A 14,838-nucleotide genomic window follows, 5' to 3' on the forward strand; every position below is an offset into this window, starting at 1 on the left:
TATTATCTCGCGTCGAGGACGCAACCGTTACGCTTAGCGCAACGGAAAATTAGAGCCAGTACTGATTGAGGCTGCTGTTCCAGGGGCAACGCGATCGCGAGTCATATCAGGAATGGCAATGTTGGCCGTGGATACAGGCTGATACTGCACTGGATTCACGGTCACTGATCGCGCCATATCGCGGAAGTTAGAGATGTCACCCCACTTGTAGCGACCTTCGGTTTCTTTATCGCGCCAGTAGTCACCATAGCTTGGAGTCACGAGATTAAACGGGCGATTGTTATACCGACGGCGCTGATAGGGAACCGTGTTATCGCCAAACGACTGTGAGTATTCGTCACTATCGACGATCGCATCAACAAAGTTATCCCATCCCAAGGTGGCGATCTTGATCGACCAAGAGATTTCTTCTGCTTGGTTGTATGCCGCACGACCAAGCAATCGCTTCAACGCTAGATCAACCAAACGGTAATTAGAATTCTTTTCGATCACCAATCGGCGAAACGTTTCAGACTTCGCCAAGCCACGAACAAAATCGCGAACAGTAATCGTCCGATTCTTAAGCTGGGACTCTAAATTGGTCTGACGATTGCTCTTGAGAATCACGTGCTCACTAAAGACCTGACGATAGGCTGACCAGATCAGAGCCGTAATATCGCTCTGATCCGCGCAGTCTTCTAGACGATAGATATAGGGCGTATCTTCACTCGGAACTTCGTAACCTTCGACGCGCTGATTTTGCGAAGACGGTTTGTACTCAAGGAGAGGAATAGGCATAAGGCGTAAAAGGTAAGGGATGAAGGATGCCTCTCGGCAACACTAACGCAAGGAGTCATGAGGGATGAAAGAAGAGATGTGATGCTGTAGGAGTACAATTCATCCCTTATCCTTCATTCCTCATTCCTAAAATTACACTTTCTTCGTTGAAGGAAGGTAGCGGTAGGGCAACGCGACGGAAGGACGGCGAACTGTGGATCCGGTCGTTACGGTCTTACGGCTCATGTCAGGAACCGCGATCGCGCTGGAAGTCGCCCGTGCTACGTGACGTTGCGAATCCAATTGAGGCGTCGATAAGCTTTGCGCCATCGTTAAGAAGTTGGCTGGAATCGCTTGGCGAATCACTTTCTTATCGAGATCGCCCGCGCTGTAAGTCCGCACTTGGTAGTAAGAACGCGTCGCAAAATCTAGCGACATCAAGCGATTGCGCCAGTAGTCGCCATAGCGCGGATTGACCAAGTTAAATGGACGCCCCTCGAGCCGACGCCGTTGAAACGGAACGATATCTGTACCAAAGTTTTCGCGGTATTCGTCACTATCGACGATCGTATCGATAAACCCATGCAAGCCTTTAGTCGCAATGATGATCGATTGCGAAATCTGCTCGTCTTTTCCATAAGACGACCGACCTAAGAAGCGCTTGAGCGTGATATCAACCAGTCGATAATTAGAATTAGTGTCAGCGACCAATCGACGATACACATCCGATTTTCCGAGTCCGCGAATGAAATCAGCAACCGTAATGGCGCGATTTGTCAGTTGCGATTCCAGATTTTTTTGACGGTAACTTTCTAGGATTAGATGCTCCCCGAAAATCTGGCGGTAGGCTGCCCAGATGATGAGCTCGACATCTTCTGGACCTCTTGCGTCCGCTAGCCGATATTTAATCGGATCGTCCTCATCCATCACGTCATAGCCATTGACGCGCTGGTTCTGAGTTTTAGGATTAACTTCTAGTAAAGGCAGCATAGATTATTGTGCGTTAGGGGACAATCGTAAGCTGGGGTTGAGCCATCAAGACTCGTGCTTTGACCACGGCACCCAAAACGGTTCGGCGCAGTTGCTTTAACCGATTGAGGGCTAGGTGAATCAAATCTTTAGTTTCAGGAGTATCCTGAACGGCTGACATCCAAGACTGCATTGCCGCGATCCTTCGGAGCTTCGCAAAGCGAATCGCCACATCACAAATCGCTCAATCGGAGTCTTGTAACACTAGGAATAATGTCTGTAAGGGTTGAGCGTGAATTTGCCGTGTCGAGTAGCACTTCTATAAGGTGAGCAGATCTGCGATCACGGCGAGTACCTACATGCTAAGCGCGTCAGCGCCGTAATTGTAGTCATCCTGATCTTGTGCTGCCGCTTCTCGAACGTAAAAATAGAGCAGTCGAGACACCGAAGTTAGCGCCGCTACTGCCCGCTTATCGCCAAGCTTACCAAGCGCCGGTGAAACATTACGTCGCGATGGATGCTACCCACAACGGTGCAATTTTCATCGTCATCTGCTACCACAATCAATGCCGCTACTGCCGCCGCATCGCGCACTTCAAGCTGGCCAGGTAGCACACCGTATCGTAACGCAAGCTTAAATCTTCGAGACGGAGATTTGGAAGACTTGCTCTACGTCCAAAGACTGAGCATCGGGTGAATTGAGCTGTTCGCTCGAACCTTTTATAACGGGCAAGATCAGCCTAGTGCTTCAATTTTGACGATTCTGCCGCCCAGCCGCGTGATACGCTGCATTTCGTCACTCATGCGATTATAGGGAACCGTGATAAACACGCTGCCGCTATTCCGAATCTCATAATTGTTTTGATCCGTTTCGCTGTTTTGACGCAAGCCAGCGACTTCATAGCGAAACATGCGACTGGCTGACGACGAAATTCCACCTGAACTAACGGTTGTTTGACCAAACATAGGTTGAATCCCTCACTTGTGGATAACGAACTGAATTGATAGTAAACGTTAGAACAACGGTTATTAGAACAACAGGTAAAGCGCGACGCAAAGCATCCCCGCGTTATGGGCTACTTGATCATCGGCGCAAAACCGCTGACACAACTCACGCCTCTAGCTTGATGCCTAGCGATCGAGCGACTCGTCCCGCTTTGCTTCCGTTGTCTGTTGAACTTCTGTTGCTTCGCTTTTGCCTTCTGCTTCTAAATTTTGATGCGCGGTTGCAGCTTGCATCTTCGCGCCGCCATTTCCATCGAGCGTCAACGGCTCAATGCTCACAATCCTGCCGCCCATGCGGAGAATTCGCTGCATTTCCTCATTCATTCGATTGTATGGAACCGTAATGTAGAAGCTGCCGCTTGCGCGAATTGGGTAACTGAGTTGATTGGTTTCGTAAGTCTGGCGCATGCCCTCGACTTCATAGCGAAACATCCGATTTTCAGCTCCACTCAGCCTGCTGCCGCCTAGTGCAGTTTGACCAAACATAATTATTATTGCTCCTGTATAAAATCCATTGAGCAGTTAGGGAGACAGCTGTCCGCCTCCCAGTCTTGCTCTAGGCACGCGACACATTCACAACTTTGCCGCCCTTCTTTGTAATCTCTTGAAGTTTTTGGGAGAGTTGTTCGTAGGGCACCAAGATCGCGTTACTGCTGCGACGCACCTTCGGATACCCAGGCTGTAAAATTCCAGTCACTTCAATGCGATACACCCGTCCGCTTTCCTGCTGAGTTCCACCCAGCGCTCTTCTGGGCGCAGCGTCCTCAGGAATTGCTGCATGTTTCCAGCCCGATCCACCGCTGCCGCCGCTTGAAGGTCGGTCAATCCGTGAGGCAAAATTTTGACCCAACTCTCGAGTCAGGCGAGGAGATTTGCCGCCAACGCTGCCGCGATCGCTGCTGGCATAACCCCGATACAACCGGAACATCCGGGTAAAGCCGGTGGTTCTAACGCCAGGTTCGACCTGAAAGCCGGTGTAGTACGGAACGACATTGTTGCCAAACTTATTCTCGTACTCCATACTGTCGATGTAAGAGTCAATCTCAACATCGTAGCCCTGCTCTTCACACAGACCCGTGTGATATGCCCACTCCGCTTCTTCATAAGGAGCGCGACCGAGCAAATGCTTAAAGTTCAGTTCAACAAACCGCTGGTTTGAATTGCGGTAGAAAAATTTGTTTTTATACAGTTCAGATTTAGCCACCGCCCGGACAAATTCGCGCACGGTCATTGTGCCTTGCCGCAGTAACGATTCAGCAGAGGTCAACCGTTCTGACTTCATCACATAGTCGTTGCCCAAAACCTGACGGTACACTGCTCGAAATACGGATTGCAGCTCAGTCTCTGTCCAATCGGGCCGTAGCTCAACTCTAGAAGAGCTATCAAATGCAGACAGTCCCAACGGTCCGGCTGCTGCCAAGTTATTCACTAATAAGCCGCCCATGCTTGTCCCCCAACACAACAATAAACTTCTTAACCAAAATTAAGAAAAACAATGCCCGGAAAAACGAGCAACTGTTAGCCACTCTGCCAACACTCGCTAATTTCTCCGGGCACAGCACCTGAAGATTAGCTCAGGGCGTTAATCGCGTAGTCGATGTAGGTGTTTGCTTGGTTAGCAGCTTGACCACTCAGACCATGGTTTGCCTTAACGTGGTTGAGGGCTTCAACGTACCAGCTAGGAGAAAGCTCGAAGCTGCGGTTGATTTCGTCTAGACCAGCAATCAAGTACTCATCCATCGGACCTGTACCACCAGCGATTAGGCAGTAGGTAACCATGCGGACGTAGTGACCGATATCACGAGCGCACTTGGACTTACCACGAGAGTCAGAGGCGTACTGAGGACCCTGCATTTGGGTGGTGTATGGGAACTTCTGGTACACAGCGTTAGCTGCGCCATCAATCAAGCGCTGAGCATTTTGAGTCAACGCACGAGCTGCTTCTAAACCAGCAGTTGCTTGCTCAAAACGACCGTTAGCCGCTTGTAATTCGGTGTTACCCAAGAACCGACCTTGAGTATCTGCTGCTGCGATCGCTTCAGTAATTGGGGTCTTCATTGTTTGGTTATCTCCCTAAAAAAGTGTGTTCTGCAAAGGTGTGGTGAAAACAATGCTTATCCGATCGAGGCGGAATGCTCGATCAACAGCGATCGCTTAAGCAACCGCAGAAGCAGCGCGATCGAAGTAGCTCGATAGCTCAGACATGATGGAGCTACAGTCGCCACGAACAATACCAGAAGCTTCGGGATCGTTAGCAATGGAGATCGCGATGTCCTTCATTTTCTGCACACCAGCCGCTGTCGAACCACCGGGAACGCCAAGAGCTTGGTAGGTTTCGCGCAGACCGTTGAGGCAACGATCGTCGAGAACGCTTGCATCACCTGCCATCAACGCATAGGTTACATAGCGCAAGATGATTTCCATGTCGCGCAAGCAAGCTGCCATGCGACGGTTGGTGTAAGCGTTTCCACCGGGCTGGATGAGTTGAGGCTGATCTTCAAATAGAGCGCGAGCAGCATCGGTGACGATCGACGAAGCGTTGGTGCTGATGCGGTTAACGGCATCAATGCGCTTGTTGCCTTCTTTGATCATGTTGTTCAGCGCATCGAATTGACCGCTGCTCAGAAAATCACCTTTGGCGTCAGCCTGGGAGACAACCTTAGCGAATGCATCTAGCATGGATGACTTCTCCTAATTTTTTGGTTTGAGTTCGAGTTTGGTTCAGAACTGGAAGGTGGATCTGAAGCCATTTGGGTTACAGAACTAGCGGGAAGGATCTGAAACCTTTTACAGGCTAGTTAGGTAACTTTCTCCTAAGTTCAGTTTCACATTACTAGGTAACAAACTGATGTTTCTAAGAAATCTGAGAAATTGTCACATTTCTTATAAGAAAGCAGAATCCTAACTCAGCGCTTGTTTTATATAGGTTTCCTCTGTTGTTTTCCCCCTCAGGTTTACTTTATACAATGCGGCAGAGCCGTTATTTGTTACAAGTTATTGACTTATATAAAGCTAGGAGAAACAAAGCTCAAAACGCCTAGAGTTTATAGAATTTCGAAGAAGATCAGTTCTCTTTTTCGCAAACTTTCTGAAGAAAACGTACAGCAATAGTTAACTTTCTTTAATTTAATAATATCTTTTAAATTCGCAAAACTTTCGTGTGAGGCGGGTTCTAGGCGTTTTTAGAATTTTAAGTTCTATAAAACTCATTTAACTTATGTAACGGTCTTTTTCGATAAAAGTGTTTCAGTTTATTAAGCTAATCTGGAAAAACAGATTTTGTTGCACGTGCAACAAAAGTCAATAAGTTAATATGCCTATTTAAGGTTTTACGAATCGCGATTCTCCCTTCAATCTTGGAGCAGTTAGTACGGAGCATAATTGTGCAGGAACCGCGATCGCAGTAGATTCAGCACTTTTGTAAAAGATGCGGGTAACGGCGCGATCGCTTCCACCAACACTCCGGTCACAGGATGAATCAATCTCAACCGCCAAGCATGAAGCATCTGCCCCGGTAGATTGACCTTGAGCGATCGACCAGCACTATAAGTCGGATCCCCCACAATTGGATGACCCATAAACGCACTGTGTACTCGAATTTGATGGGTGCGCCCCGTTTCTAATTCAAATTTCATCACTGTATAGTTGCCCAACCGTTCTTTAACCTGCCAGTGAGTTACCGCTCGTCGTCCGCCTTTTGCTTCTGGAACAACGGCTTGTTTTTGTCGGTCTACTAAATGCCGTCCAATTGGCTGATCAATCGTTCCCACATCGTGTTTCGGTGAACCATAGACGATACCAAGATAATCCCGCCGGGCAGTTTTCGTTCTAAATTGCTCTTGTAAGTGATGAAGCGCAAGTTCCGTTTTAGCAATTGCGATCGCGCCTGTGGTGTCTTTATCTAATCGGTGGACAATCCCTGGTCGTTGTATTCCGTTAATTCCAGGCAGCGTTTCACAATGAGCTAGCAATGCATTCACGAGAGTGCCTGATTCGTGTCCTGCTGATGGATGCACAACTAATCCAGCAGATTTGTTTACAATGATCAGCGAATCATCTTCGTAAAGAACATCAAGCGGAATATTTTCGGGTCGAAGTTGCAAAGGCTGAGCGTCTGGAAGGTCGAGCTTAATGAAATCACCCGCTTTCACGTCTGCTTTCTTAGACGTGCAGGGTTGGCCATTAACCTGAACATGACCTTGTTCAATTAATTTTTGAAGGCGCGATCGCGATAGATCCGGAAGCTGATCGGCAAGAAAGCGATCGATTCGCTCATCAGACTCTTCAACATACAACTCAATCTGCAAAGACAAAATTTTACTAGCCTGCGACACAACTTATTTATTTTATTCTCAGCTATGAATGCCATAGAGCGCTAATTCGTAATAGAAGCGCTCTCGCTAGGACTGCCATAATTCCTTCATCTAACCCTGCAAAATTGAGTTGATGCCCTTAGAAAATGGTAATTGTCTGACTCGAAGCAAATTTGAGCGTTGCTACTACGCCATACCCAATCTCAAAAAAGCTGAACTAATCGTTAGTTAGGCAATTACAAAGTTTAGATTCGGCAGAACGCATCACATTCATGCAAACGTTGACGACACCATAACCAATGCCATAGCGTAAGAAGTCTTTAAAGAACATTAATAGATTCTTTTTAGGTCAAGCACTTCTTATGGCAGCTTCAGCACCACCTGATTTCGCCCTTTGCGTTTCGCTTCATAGAGTCCCGCGTCGGCAACATCAATCAATAACTCAGTCATCACATCTGTGGATGGCACTATGCTTGCGATTCCCAAGCTCAACGTCACAAACGGAGAAACCCGCGATCCACTGTGATCGATTTGTAGCGCTTGCATTTCTAACTGAATTAGTTTAGCGACTCGAAGCGCACCGTGGGAATCTGTATTAGGCAAGAGAATCACAAACTCTTCGCCTCCATAACGCGCTGCCAAATCAGTTGGGCGCTTTACCGATCTCTTTAACACGCTCGCGACCGCACGCAGGCAGTGATCGCCTTTAGAATGCCCGTAGGTGTCGTTGTAGCTTTTGAAGTAGTCAACATCACATAAGATCAATCCGAGCGGCGTCTGCGATCGCAGCGATCGGTACCATTCGCGATACAGCGTTTCATCAAACATCCGGCGATTTGCCAGCAGCGTGAGCGGATCTTGATTCGACAAAATGGTAAGCTGTTGTGCCTCAAAGGTCATCATCGTCGCGCCTGCGATGACAATAGCTAGCGACATCGGCACAACCGGCAACCACCAACCAAGATTGAGCGCGAGGGAACAGATCAAGACAACCCCACCCATCAACGCCAGCGTCAGCGTGATTTTGTACAAATGAGATAGCCGCCGTGTTCCAATCCAAGCACTTACATAGGCTAGGAGAATAATTAAACTCCACTCCACCCACTTTGGCGCAACTTGAAGGAGAGGACGCCGATTCAGTACCGCACTCAAGATTTGACTTGTCAGTGTAGCGTGCAGCTCCATGCCCGAAACGGGAACGGGTGTAGAACCCGTCTCGCTGCTATACGACATAAAAAACATGTCCGAATCGCCAGCAGAAATGTTACCCACAAACACAATGCGATCGCGAAATGTGGTTAACGGCAATGTTCTGTTCAAAACCTCTTCTACCGAAACGGTTCTAAATGGGTCTCGTCGTCCACGCGGATTGACTAATACTTGATAGCCACCATCATCCGCATTTACATACCCACCATCATTCTTGCTAAATTGCACAAATCTAGCGCTTCGAATTCGTAACAAATTGTCAGAACTCTCTTCCGGAGTAATTCCTAACTTTGCTAGGTACTCTAATGCTACTCTCAGCCCTAGTCCTTCAATCGGGGAAGGGCCGTTGTTCGTGAACAACAGTCCACGCCGGACTCGCCCGTCCACATCTGGAATGACATCACTCGCTGCAATCCGATCGGTCTCAAGTAAGATCGGATGCCCTGCTACATCCTTGCCATCGTCACTGCCAACGATTTTGGCAATTCCAATGAGATTGGGAGTCGTTCGGAATACATTTAATAATGCTGCATTACCAGGTTGTGTCGGCAAATTCCGATACAGATCTAGCCCAATCACACGAGGCTTTTGCGCTTTGATCTGGGTTAGCACATCCGCCAAGATCTGATCCGAAATCTGAGCGCTTCTCAGGGTCTGAAAATCTTTCTCACTGAACCCCACAAGCACAATGCGATCGTCGGCAGGTTCTGAAGGGCGGAGTTGAAGCAAGTGATCAAACGCCGCCAACTCTGAAAGCTGTAATCCTCCCAATGCTCGAACCAACAAGACACACCCTGCCGCCGCAAGCCCAGACAGGCCAAGAACTCGGTGCCTCCATAAAAACTTCTGTCCCCGTGGGCGAACCCGGTAAACAGAATTTGGTTCCATAGTATGTGGTGACATCGATGCTTAAGTGTCCACTGGGACGAATGGAGCTAGAGCAAAATCAATTACAAAAGCACTATTCATTTTATTGAATTGTCAGGGCAGCTAAAATTTGCTACTCAGTATAAGCGATGTAAATTCTCTGCAATCATTTCATTAAACATAGCGACAGTCAAGCCGCTATATTTGCCTGAGATATTGCATAGAGTTACATTTCAAAGGGAAACTTTAAAGTAGATGAAAAACTCATGTTAAGGTCTTATCGTCAGAAAAGTTTTGCATCAAGTACTTTATCAAACAGTTAAGAATCAAAAGGTTCAGATATTTCAGTCCACATTGAGCGAGTACAGATTGAGCGAGTACAGAAAGATCGGCAGCATCGGTGAGTGACAGCATTACAGGAGAAAATGTGCCTCACAGCTTGAACATAGGTTAAGGTTCAACCCAAAAAAATGCTGGATTGCCGCGAATTAGAAGTATCTGTTTTAGAGTTCACCGTTTTGAGGGGTTACGATTGCTGCCTATGATCAACCTACATCGAGCAGATGTTGTGCTGCTGTGGGTATTTCTGTTTGTTCCTCTAGAGCTTTGCGGGTCAGAGCCTAGTGCAGCGGTTCCTGCGGAGCTAGTGGCACAAGCAGAGCCCATTACCCCAGCCTCGGATGGAACGGGGACTAAAGTAACACCTCACGGGAATCAGCTTGAGATTGGGGGAGGAACGCAGGCAGGGGACAATCTTTTTCACAGCTTTGAACAATTTAATCTTTCACCAGAGCAAACTGCCAATTTTATCTCCAACCCAACGATTCAAAACATTTTAGGTCGCGTGGTGGGGGGAGATGCCTCTGTTATTCAAGGACTGATTCAGGTTACGGGTGCCAACTCGAACTTATTTTTAATGAATCCGTCAGGCATCATTTTTGCGGCAACGGCTCAACTCAATGTTCCTGCTTCGTTTAGCGCCACGACTGCAACTGCAATCGGGTTTGACAATCAAACCTGGTTCAACGCAACGGGTTCAACTGATTATACGTCACTAATGGGTGCGCCTAGCCGCTTCTCGTTTTCAAGCCGTAATCCAAATATTGTATTTAATGCTGGAAACTTATCGGTCGGTCAAGGACAGTCGCTCGCCCTTTTGGGAGGAACCGTTGTTAACACAGGAACGCTGAGTGCGCCGGGGGGCAGGATTGCGATCGCGGCAATTCCCAGTGAAGGAATTGTGCGAGTGACCCCGCAAGGGAGCTTGCTGAGTTTGGATCTGCCTATTAGCAAAAGTAATCAAAGTCTTGCAACCGGAACATTAGCTGAAACAGTGTTGCCAGAGCTACTGACAGGCGGAGTGTTAAGCAATGCGACCGGTTCTACGATTGAAAATGGTGTGATCAAGCTAACGCCATCATCGCCTCCAGTTCCCATCGAGCGCGGTATGGCGATTATCGCTTCGCGAAATGAAGGAAGCGCAAGCGGCAGGCTCTCGGTGACATCCTCCCAGCTACCCACCATTCATACTCCCTCGATTCAAGTTTTTGGAGAAAAGATTGCGCTGCTCAACGCTCAACTTGACGCTTCGACACCCACAAGCGGCGGGACGGTTTTAATCGGAGGAGACTATCAGGGAAAAGGCAGTTTGCCTCACGCTCAATTCGTTTTTGGCGATGCTGAAACTCAGATTAATGCTAATGCCCTCCAAACTGGCAGGGGTGGAACCGTTGTTCTATGGTCAGATCAGGCAACTCGATTTCAGGGAGGAATCACGGCTAAGGGCGGACAGGTTGAAACGTCTGGGAAAGCCAGTCTAGATGTAACGGGCGCAAGAGTTAGCGCGGGTTCGTGGCTACTTGATCCATCTGACATCAATATTGCGAACGGCGGATCAGGGACACCGATTTCGGGAATTTTTGATCCCCTTGCAGCAATGGGAACGATCGATCCAACCACGATCGCAGCAGCAATGAACAACGGAACGAATGTCACTCTTACAACAGCCGGAGGAGGCGTTGGACAGGGAGACATCACGCTTACAGATTCGATTAATCAAACAGGTGGTGGAACAGCTTCCTTAACGCTAACGGGACGCAGATTTAATCATTTTAGCAACGCAATCATCAATCTTAGTAGTCTAGGTGACTTGACGTTTAATCTCAATCAAGTTGCAGCCGAAGCGAATGCACCCAATAATTCGATTCAAAATGCAATTAACTCTATCGGAAACACTAACGGCAATCGAACCATTAATTTAGGCGCGGGAACATACAGCGGCGCTCCTCTAATTTTGGATCGTTCGGTCAACCTACAAGGTGCACCCACAGCAACCTTGACTGGAAGCGGCACTGCTCGCGTTCTAGAAGTAAAAGGCAACGTCAACGCTACTCTACAAAACTTGACTATCACAGGTGGACAAACGACCAGTGTCGGGGGTGGCATTTATGTTTCGGGTGCAAACTCCAACCTCACAATTCGCGATAGTCAAATTAGTGGGAATCGCGCGACCTATGGGGGAGGCATTTCAACCCCGATCGCCAGCATCGTCAATATTTTCAACAGCACGATTTCTAATAACACAGCGACGAACGGAGGAGGTGGACTTGAAAACACCTTTGGTGCAAAACTGAACATTGCAGACAGCGTCATTTCTAACAACACGGCTCAGTATGCAGGTGGAATTTCCCTCTTCCAAAGTCGGGATGCAACAATTACGAATAGTACTATTTCTGACAATACAGCCGTTTTCTCTGGAGCAGGAATTCAAAATGATCAAACGAATTTAACTGTTATAGGAGGCAGCATTCTGAGAAATAGGGCAGGTGCTAATGGAGGAGGATTTTATAATTTAGGAGTTGCAGATATTCGCGGTACGACAATCAGCAATAACATCGCTAAGATCAATGGAGGTGGAATAGAAAATGAATCAGTGATGATAATCTCAAATAGTTTCATCACTAATAACAACGCAGGTCAAGATGGAGGTGGAATTTATAACCAAGCGACGTTAATTCTTTCGGACAGTAAACTGTCGAATAACGCTGCCATCAGCGGATCAGGGTATGGCGGCGGGCTTACCAACAACGGCTCCGCCTCTGAATTGAGCATTTTAAGAACCGATTTTACAGATAATCGTGCCCGCACAGGAGGGGCGATCGTCATCTTCGGCGATCGCTTCGTGAACATCAGAGACAGCTCGATTTCGGGTAATAGTGCGACCGAGCAAGGGGGAGGAATCTTCAGTATCGGAAACAACCTATACATCTCAGGCAGCACCATTTTTAATAATCAAGCTGCCACGAGCGGTGGTGGGTTAGCTGCCTTCGGAACAACCGCGATCGACACTACAACTATTTCGCAGAATCAAGCTAAAACGGATGGTGGCGGACTACATTTAGGCAACACAACAACGATCATCGATAGCAATATTACTAACAACCAAGCTGGGCGAAACGGCGGGGGTATTCAAAACAGTGGTGCTAACGTAACGCTTAGAAATAGCACCCTGTTTAATAACCGCGCTCTTATTCAAGGCGGTGGCATTAATAATACGAATACGGGTCAGCTTCAACTCCTAGACAGTACGGTTTTACAGAACATAGCCCAAGGCAACCCTAGTCCTGGCGGGGGCAACGCTGGAGGAATTTACACGAATGGACCAACAACAATTCTGCGATCGCTGATTGAAGGAAACAAAGCTACGGGAGATGGCGGCGGAATCTTCAGCACGGCTCCCCTTAACCTAACCAATGTCACGATTTCGGGCAATTCTGCCACGGAAGGCGGCGGAATTTATAGTAGCGGAACGACTCTGATTAGAAACAATACCTTGACCAATAATCAAGCTAACAATGCGGGTGGAGGAATTTTTAATCGCTCAGGAAGTGCTCAGCTTCAAAATACGATCATCGCAGGAAATCGAAGTGCAAGTAGTCCTGACGTTGCAGGGCTCTTTACCGACCAAGGGAACAACTTAATCGGGATTCGGGATGGCAGTACAGGATTTACCAAGAGTACGCTAGTTGGAACAGCGACAAATCCAATCGATCCACTGCTTGAGGCATTAGCAAATAACGGGGGGTTCTCTCAAACGCATGCGCTGTTGCCTAGAAGCCCTGCGGTTAACGCAGGCAATAACGCGATCGCAACGCCAACTGACCAAAGAGGCGCTCCTCGAATTCAACAAACGGTGATCGACATTGGTGCATTCGAGTCAAATTCATCACCTCCAACTTCCCCAATTCCTTCCCCAACTCCAACTCCTTCCCCAACTCCTTCAGTTCCCCCACCAGGAGCAGTTAAACCAACAGACCTAACGGGTCAAAATCAGCCGAATCTAGAGACAAAACCTCCTATTGAAGCGCCGCAACCGCTCTCGATCGTGGGAAATCTAGATCAGTCTCTCAGTAATGACTACGAGCAATACTACGGACTTGATAACGCCCCAAAGTTAGGACTGCAAGAAATTGAAGCTACCCTGAGTCAGGTTCAAAAACAAAAGAACGTGCGATCAGTCGTTGTCTATGCCATCTTCACACCTCAAACGATCGCTCCTGCGCCCAAAAACGGAGAGCGCTACCAAGATTCTGTAGAACCCGTTACTCCGTTCTTACGATCAAAGCTCAAACGCAACGACGATCGACTAGATTTGGTGCTAGTAGCTCCGACAGGAGAAGCCATTCGCTATTCCACCACGGCTACTCGCGCTCAAGTTCTTCAGCAAGCTAAGCTCTTTCGCTTAGCTGTCTCCGATGTAGATGATGACCAAGGGTACACTGCGCTTGCCCGACAACTTTATGGCTGGCTCCTGCAACCCTTGGAAGCACAGCTAAAACGACAGCAAATTACTAGCCTCATTTATTGTTTGGACGAAGGGTTGAGGACGATCCCCATAGCAGCCATTGCAGACCAGCAAGATTATGCCATTCAGCGCTACACGGTCTCCGTGATTCCTAGCGTTTCTTTGGTGAATCGAGAAATTACCGATTTGCGCGATCGCACCCTCTTAGCGATGGGCGCAGATCAATTCTCATCGCTCGCGCCCTTGCCCGCCGTTCCAACCGAATTACAACTTGTCAGCGAAGAGTTTTGGAAAGGAAAACAGTTTCTCAACCAAGAATTTACAGTTGAGGAACTCTTACGTCAGAAACGGATTGAAAATCCAGGCATTATTCACCTTGCCACCCACGCTCAGTTTAATATTGGAGCGCCGAGTCAGTCCTACATTCAACTTTGGAATACTCGAATCAATCTTGCTCAAATGAAATCTCTGGGCTGGGCAAATCCGCCATTAGAACTACTTGTCCTAAGCGCCTGCGACACTGCGATCGGCAGTACCTCTGCCGAGTTAGGGTTTGCCGGACTTGCTGCCGCAGCTGGGGTTCATTCAGTCATGGGTAGCCTCTGGACGGTTTCAGATATTGGAACCCTCGCTCTCATGAGCGAATTTTACATTCAACTGCAAACCGCCCCGACTCGCTCAGAAGCGCTCAGACGCGCCCAACTTGCGCTCAAAAATGGCGCGGTTCGGATCGAGAACGGCAGGCTGATCACAAGCCAAAAGTCTGTATTACTGCCGACAAAAATCGTTCCCCGAACCGGAACAATTCTGTTCACTCATCCGTTCTACTGGTCAGCCTTCACGCTGGTTGGAAATCCGTGGTAAACGCGTGGTGAGGACTATGAGCAGTTATCACAAACCAGATGGAAGTTTCGG

The 14,838-nt window shown here is 48.1% G+C and carries 12 protein-coding genes; 2 read left to right on the forward strand and 10 right to left on the reverse strand.

The window, feature by feature from the left end; genetic code table 11:
• Positions 1–33: 33 nt before the first annotated feature.
• From cpcG2 to AC5I6P_RS25730, 3 genes are all read right to left on the reverse strand, one after another.
• Complete coding sequence (cpcG2, locus tag AC5I6P_RS25720) at positions 34–777, reverse strand: phycobilisome rod-core linker protein CpcG2 (RefSeq protein ID WP_495696624.1); 744 nt, start codon at positions 775–777, stop codon at positions 34–36.
• 132 nt (positions 778–909) lie between these two features.
• Positions 910–1,746 carry a phycobilisome rod-core linker protein CpcG1 gene (cpcG1, locus tag AC5I6P_RS25725; RefSeq protein WP_495696625.1) on the reverse strand — a complete coding sequence of 279 codons (837 nt, stop codon included), beginning with the start codon at positions 1,744–1,746 and terminating at the stop codon, positions 910–912.
• 13 nt (positions 1,747–1,759) lie between these two features.
• On the reverse strand, positions 1,760–1,957 hold the full coding sequence (locus tag AC5I6P_RS25730) for a hypothetical protein (RefSeq protein WP_495696626.1): 198 nt from the start codon (positions 1,955–1,957) through the stop codon (positions 1,760–1,762).
• A gap of 170 nt (positions 1,958–2,127) precedes the next feature.
• Between AC5I6P_RS25730 and AC5I6P_RS25735 the strand changes: the two genes are divergently transcribed.
• Entirely contained in the window at positions 2,128–2,337 is a 210-nt protein-coding gene (locus AC5I6P_RS25735; protein ID WP_495696627.1) for a hypothetical protein, read from the forward strand.
• Positions 2,338–2,460: 123 nt separating this feature from the next.
• Here the strand turns inward: AC5I6P_RS25735 and cpcD (AC5I6P_RS25740) are convergent, their stop codons facing one another.
• From cpcD (AC5I6P_RS25740) to AC5I6P_RS25770, 7 genes are all read right to left on the reverse strand, one after another.
• Positions 2,461–2,691 carry a rod-capping linker protein CpcD gene (gene cpcD / locus AC5I6P_RS25740; protein WP_495696628.1) on the reverse strand — a complete coding sequence of 77 codons (231 nt, stop codon included), beginning with the start codon at positions 2,689–2,691 and terminating at the stop codon, positions 2,461–2,463.
• Between the two features lie 165 nt (positions 2,692–2,856).
• On the reverse strand, positions 2,857–3,216 hold the full coding sequence (cpcD, locus tag AC5I6P_RS25745; RefSeq protein WP_495696629.1) for a rod-capping linker protein CpcD: 360 nt from the start codon (positions 3,214–3,216) through the stop codon (positions 2,857–2,859).
• A gap of 70 nt (positions 3,217–3,286) precedes the next feature.
• On the reverse strand, positions 3,287–4,174 hold the full coding sequence (locus AC5I6P_RS25750) for a phycobilisome rod-core linker polypeptide (RefSeq protein WP_495696630.1): 888 nt from the start codon (positions 4,172–4,174) through the stop codon (positions 3,287–3,289).
• A 125-nt stretch (positions 4,175–4,299) separates the two neighbouring features.
• Positions 4,300–4,788, reverse strand: a complete 489-nt coding sequence (gene cpcA, locus AC5I6P_RS25755; protein WP_495696631.1) for a C-phycocyanin subunit alpha — start codon at positions 4,786–4,788, stop codon at positions 4,300–4,302.
• A gap of 96 nt (positions 4,789–4,884) precedes the next feature.
• Complete coding sequence (cpcB, locus tag AC5I6P_RS25760) at positions 4,885–5,409, reverse strand: C-phycocyanin subunit beta (protein WP_495696632.1); 525 nt, start codon at positions 5,407–5,409, stop codon at positions 4,885–4,887.
• 686 nt (positions 5,410–6,095) lie between these two features.
• Positions 6,096–7,043, reverse strand: coding sequence for an RluA family pseudouridine synthase (locus AC5I6P_RS25765; RefSeq protein WP_495696633.1), 948 nt, complete (start codon positions 7,041–7,043; stop codon positions 6,096–6,098).
• A gap of 360 nt (positions 7,044–7,403) precedes the next feature.
• A complete protein-coding gene (locus tag AC5I6P_RS25770; RefSeq protein WP_495696634.1) occupies positions 7,404–9,140 on the reverse strand; it encodes a CHASE2 domain-containing protein in 1,737 nt (578 codons plus the stop codon).
• Positions 9,141–9,660: 520 nt separating this feature from the next.
• Between AC5I6P_RS25770 and AC5I6P_RS25775 the strand changes: the two genes are divergently transcribed.
• Positions 9,661–14,787 carry a CHAT domain-containing protein gene (locus tag AC5I6P_RS25775; RefSeq protein WP_495696635.1) on the forward strand — a complete coding sequence of 1,709 codons (5,127 nt, stop codon included), beginning with the start codon at positions 9,661–9,663 and terminating at the stop codon, positions 14,785–14,787.
• Positions 14,788–14,838: the final 51 nt, after the last annotated feature.

This window comes from Myxacorys sp. (assembly GCF_059501405.1).

Excerpts from the sequence above, each read along its gene's own strand:
- cpcA (WP_495696631.1), bottom strand. The coding sequence starts at position 4,788 with ATGAAGACCCCAATTACTGAAGCGATCGCAGCAGCAGATACTCAAGGT.
- AC5I6P_RS25750 (WP_495696630.1), bottom strand. The coding sequence starts at position 4,174 with ATGGGCGGCTTATTAGTGAATAACTTGGCAGCAGCCGGACCGTTGGGA.
- AC5I6P_RS25775 (WP_495696635.1), top strand. The coding sequence starts at position 9,661 with ATGATCAACCTACATCGAGCAGATGTTGTGCTGCTGTGGGTATTTCTG.
- cpcG1 (WP_495696625.1), bottom strand. The coding sequence starts at position 1,746 with ATGCTGCCTTTACTAGAAGTTAATCCTAAAACTCAGAACCAGCGCGTC.
- cpcD (WP_495696629.1), bottom strand. The coding sequence starts at position 3,216 with ATGTTTGGTCAAACTGCACTAGGCGGCAGCAGGCTGAGTGGAGCTGAA.
- cpcD (WP_495696628.1), bottom strand. The coding sequence starts at position 2,691 with ATGTTTGGTCAAACAACCGTTAGTTCAGGTGGAATTTCGTCGTCAGCC.
- cpcG2 (WP_495696624.1), bottom strand. The coding sequence starts at position 777 with ATGCCTATTCCTCTCCTTGAGTACAAACCGTCTTCGCAAAATCAGCGC.
- AC5I6P_RS25770 (WP_495696634.1), bottom strand. The coding sequence starts at position 9,140 with ATGGAACCAAATTCTGTTTACCGGGTTCGCCCACGGGGACAGAAGTTT.
- cpcB (WP_495696632.1), bottom strand. The coding sequence starts at position 5,409 with ATGCTAGATGCATTCGCTAAGGTTGTCTCCCAGGCTGACGCCAAAGGT.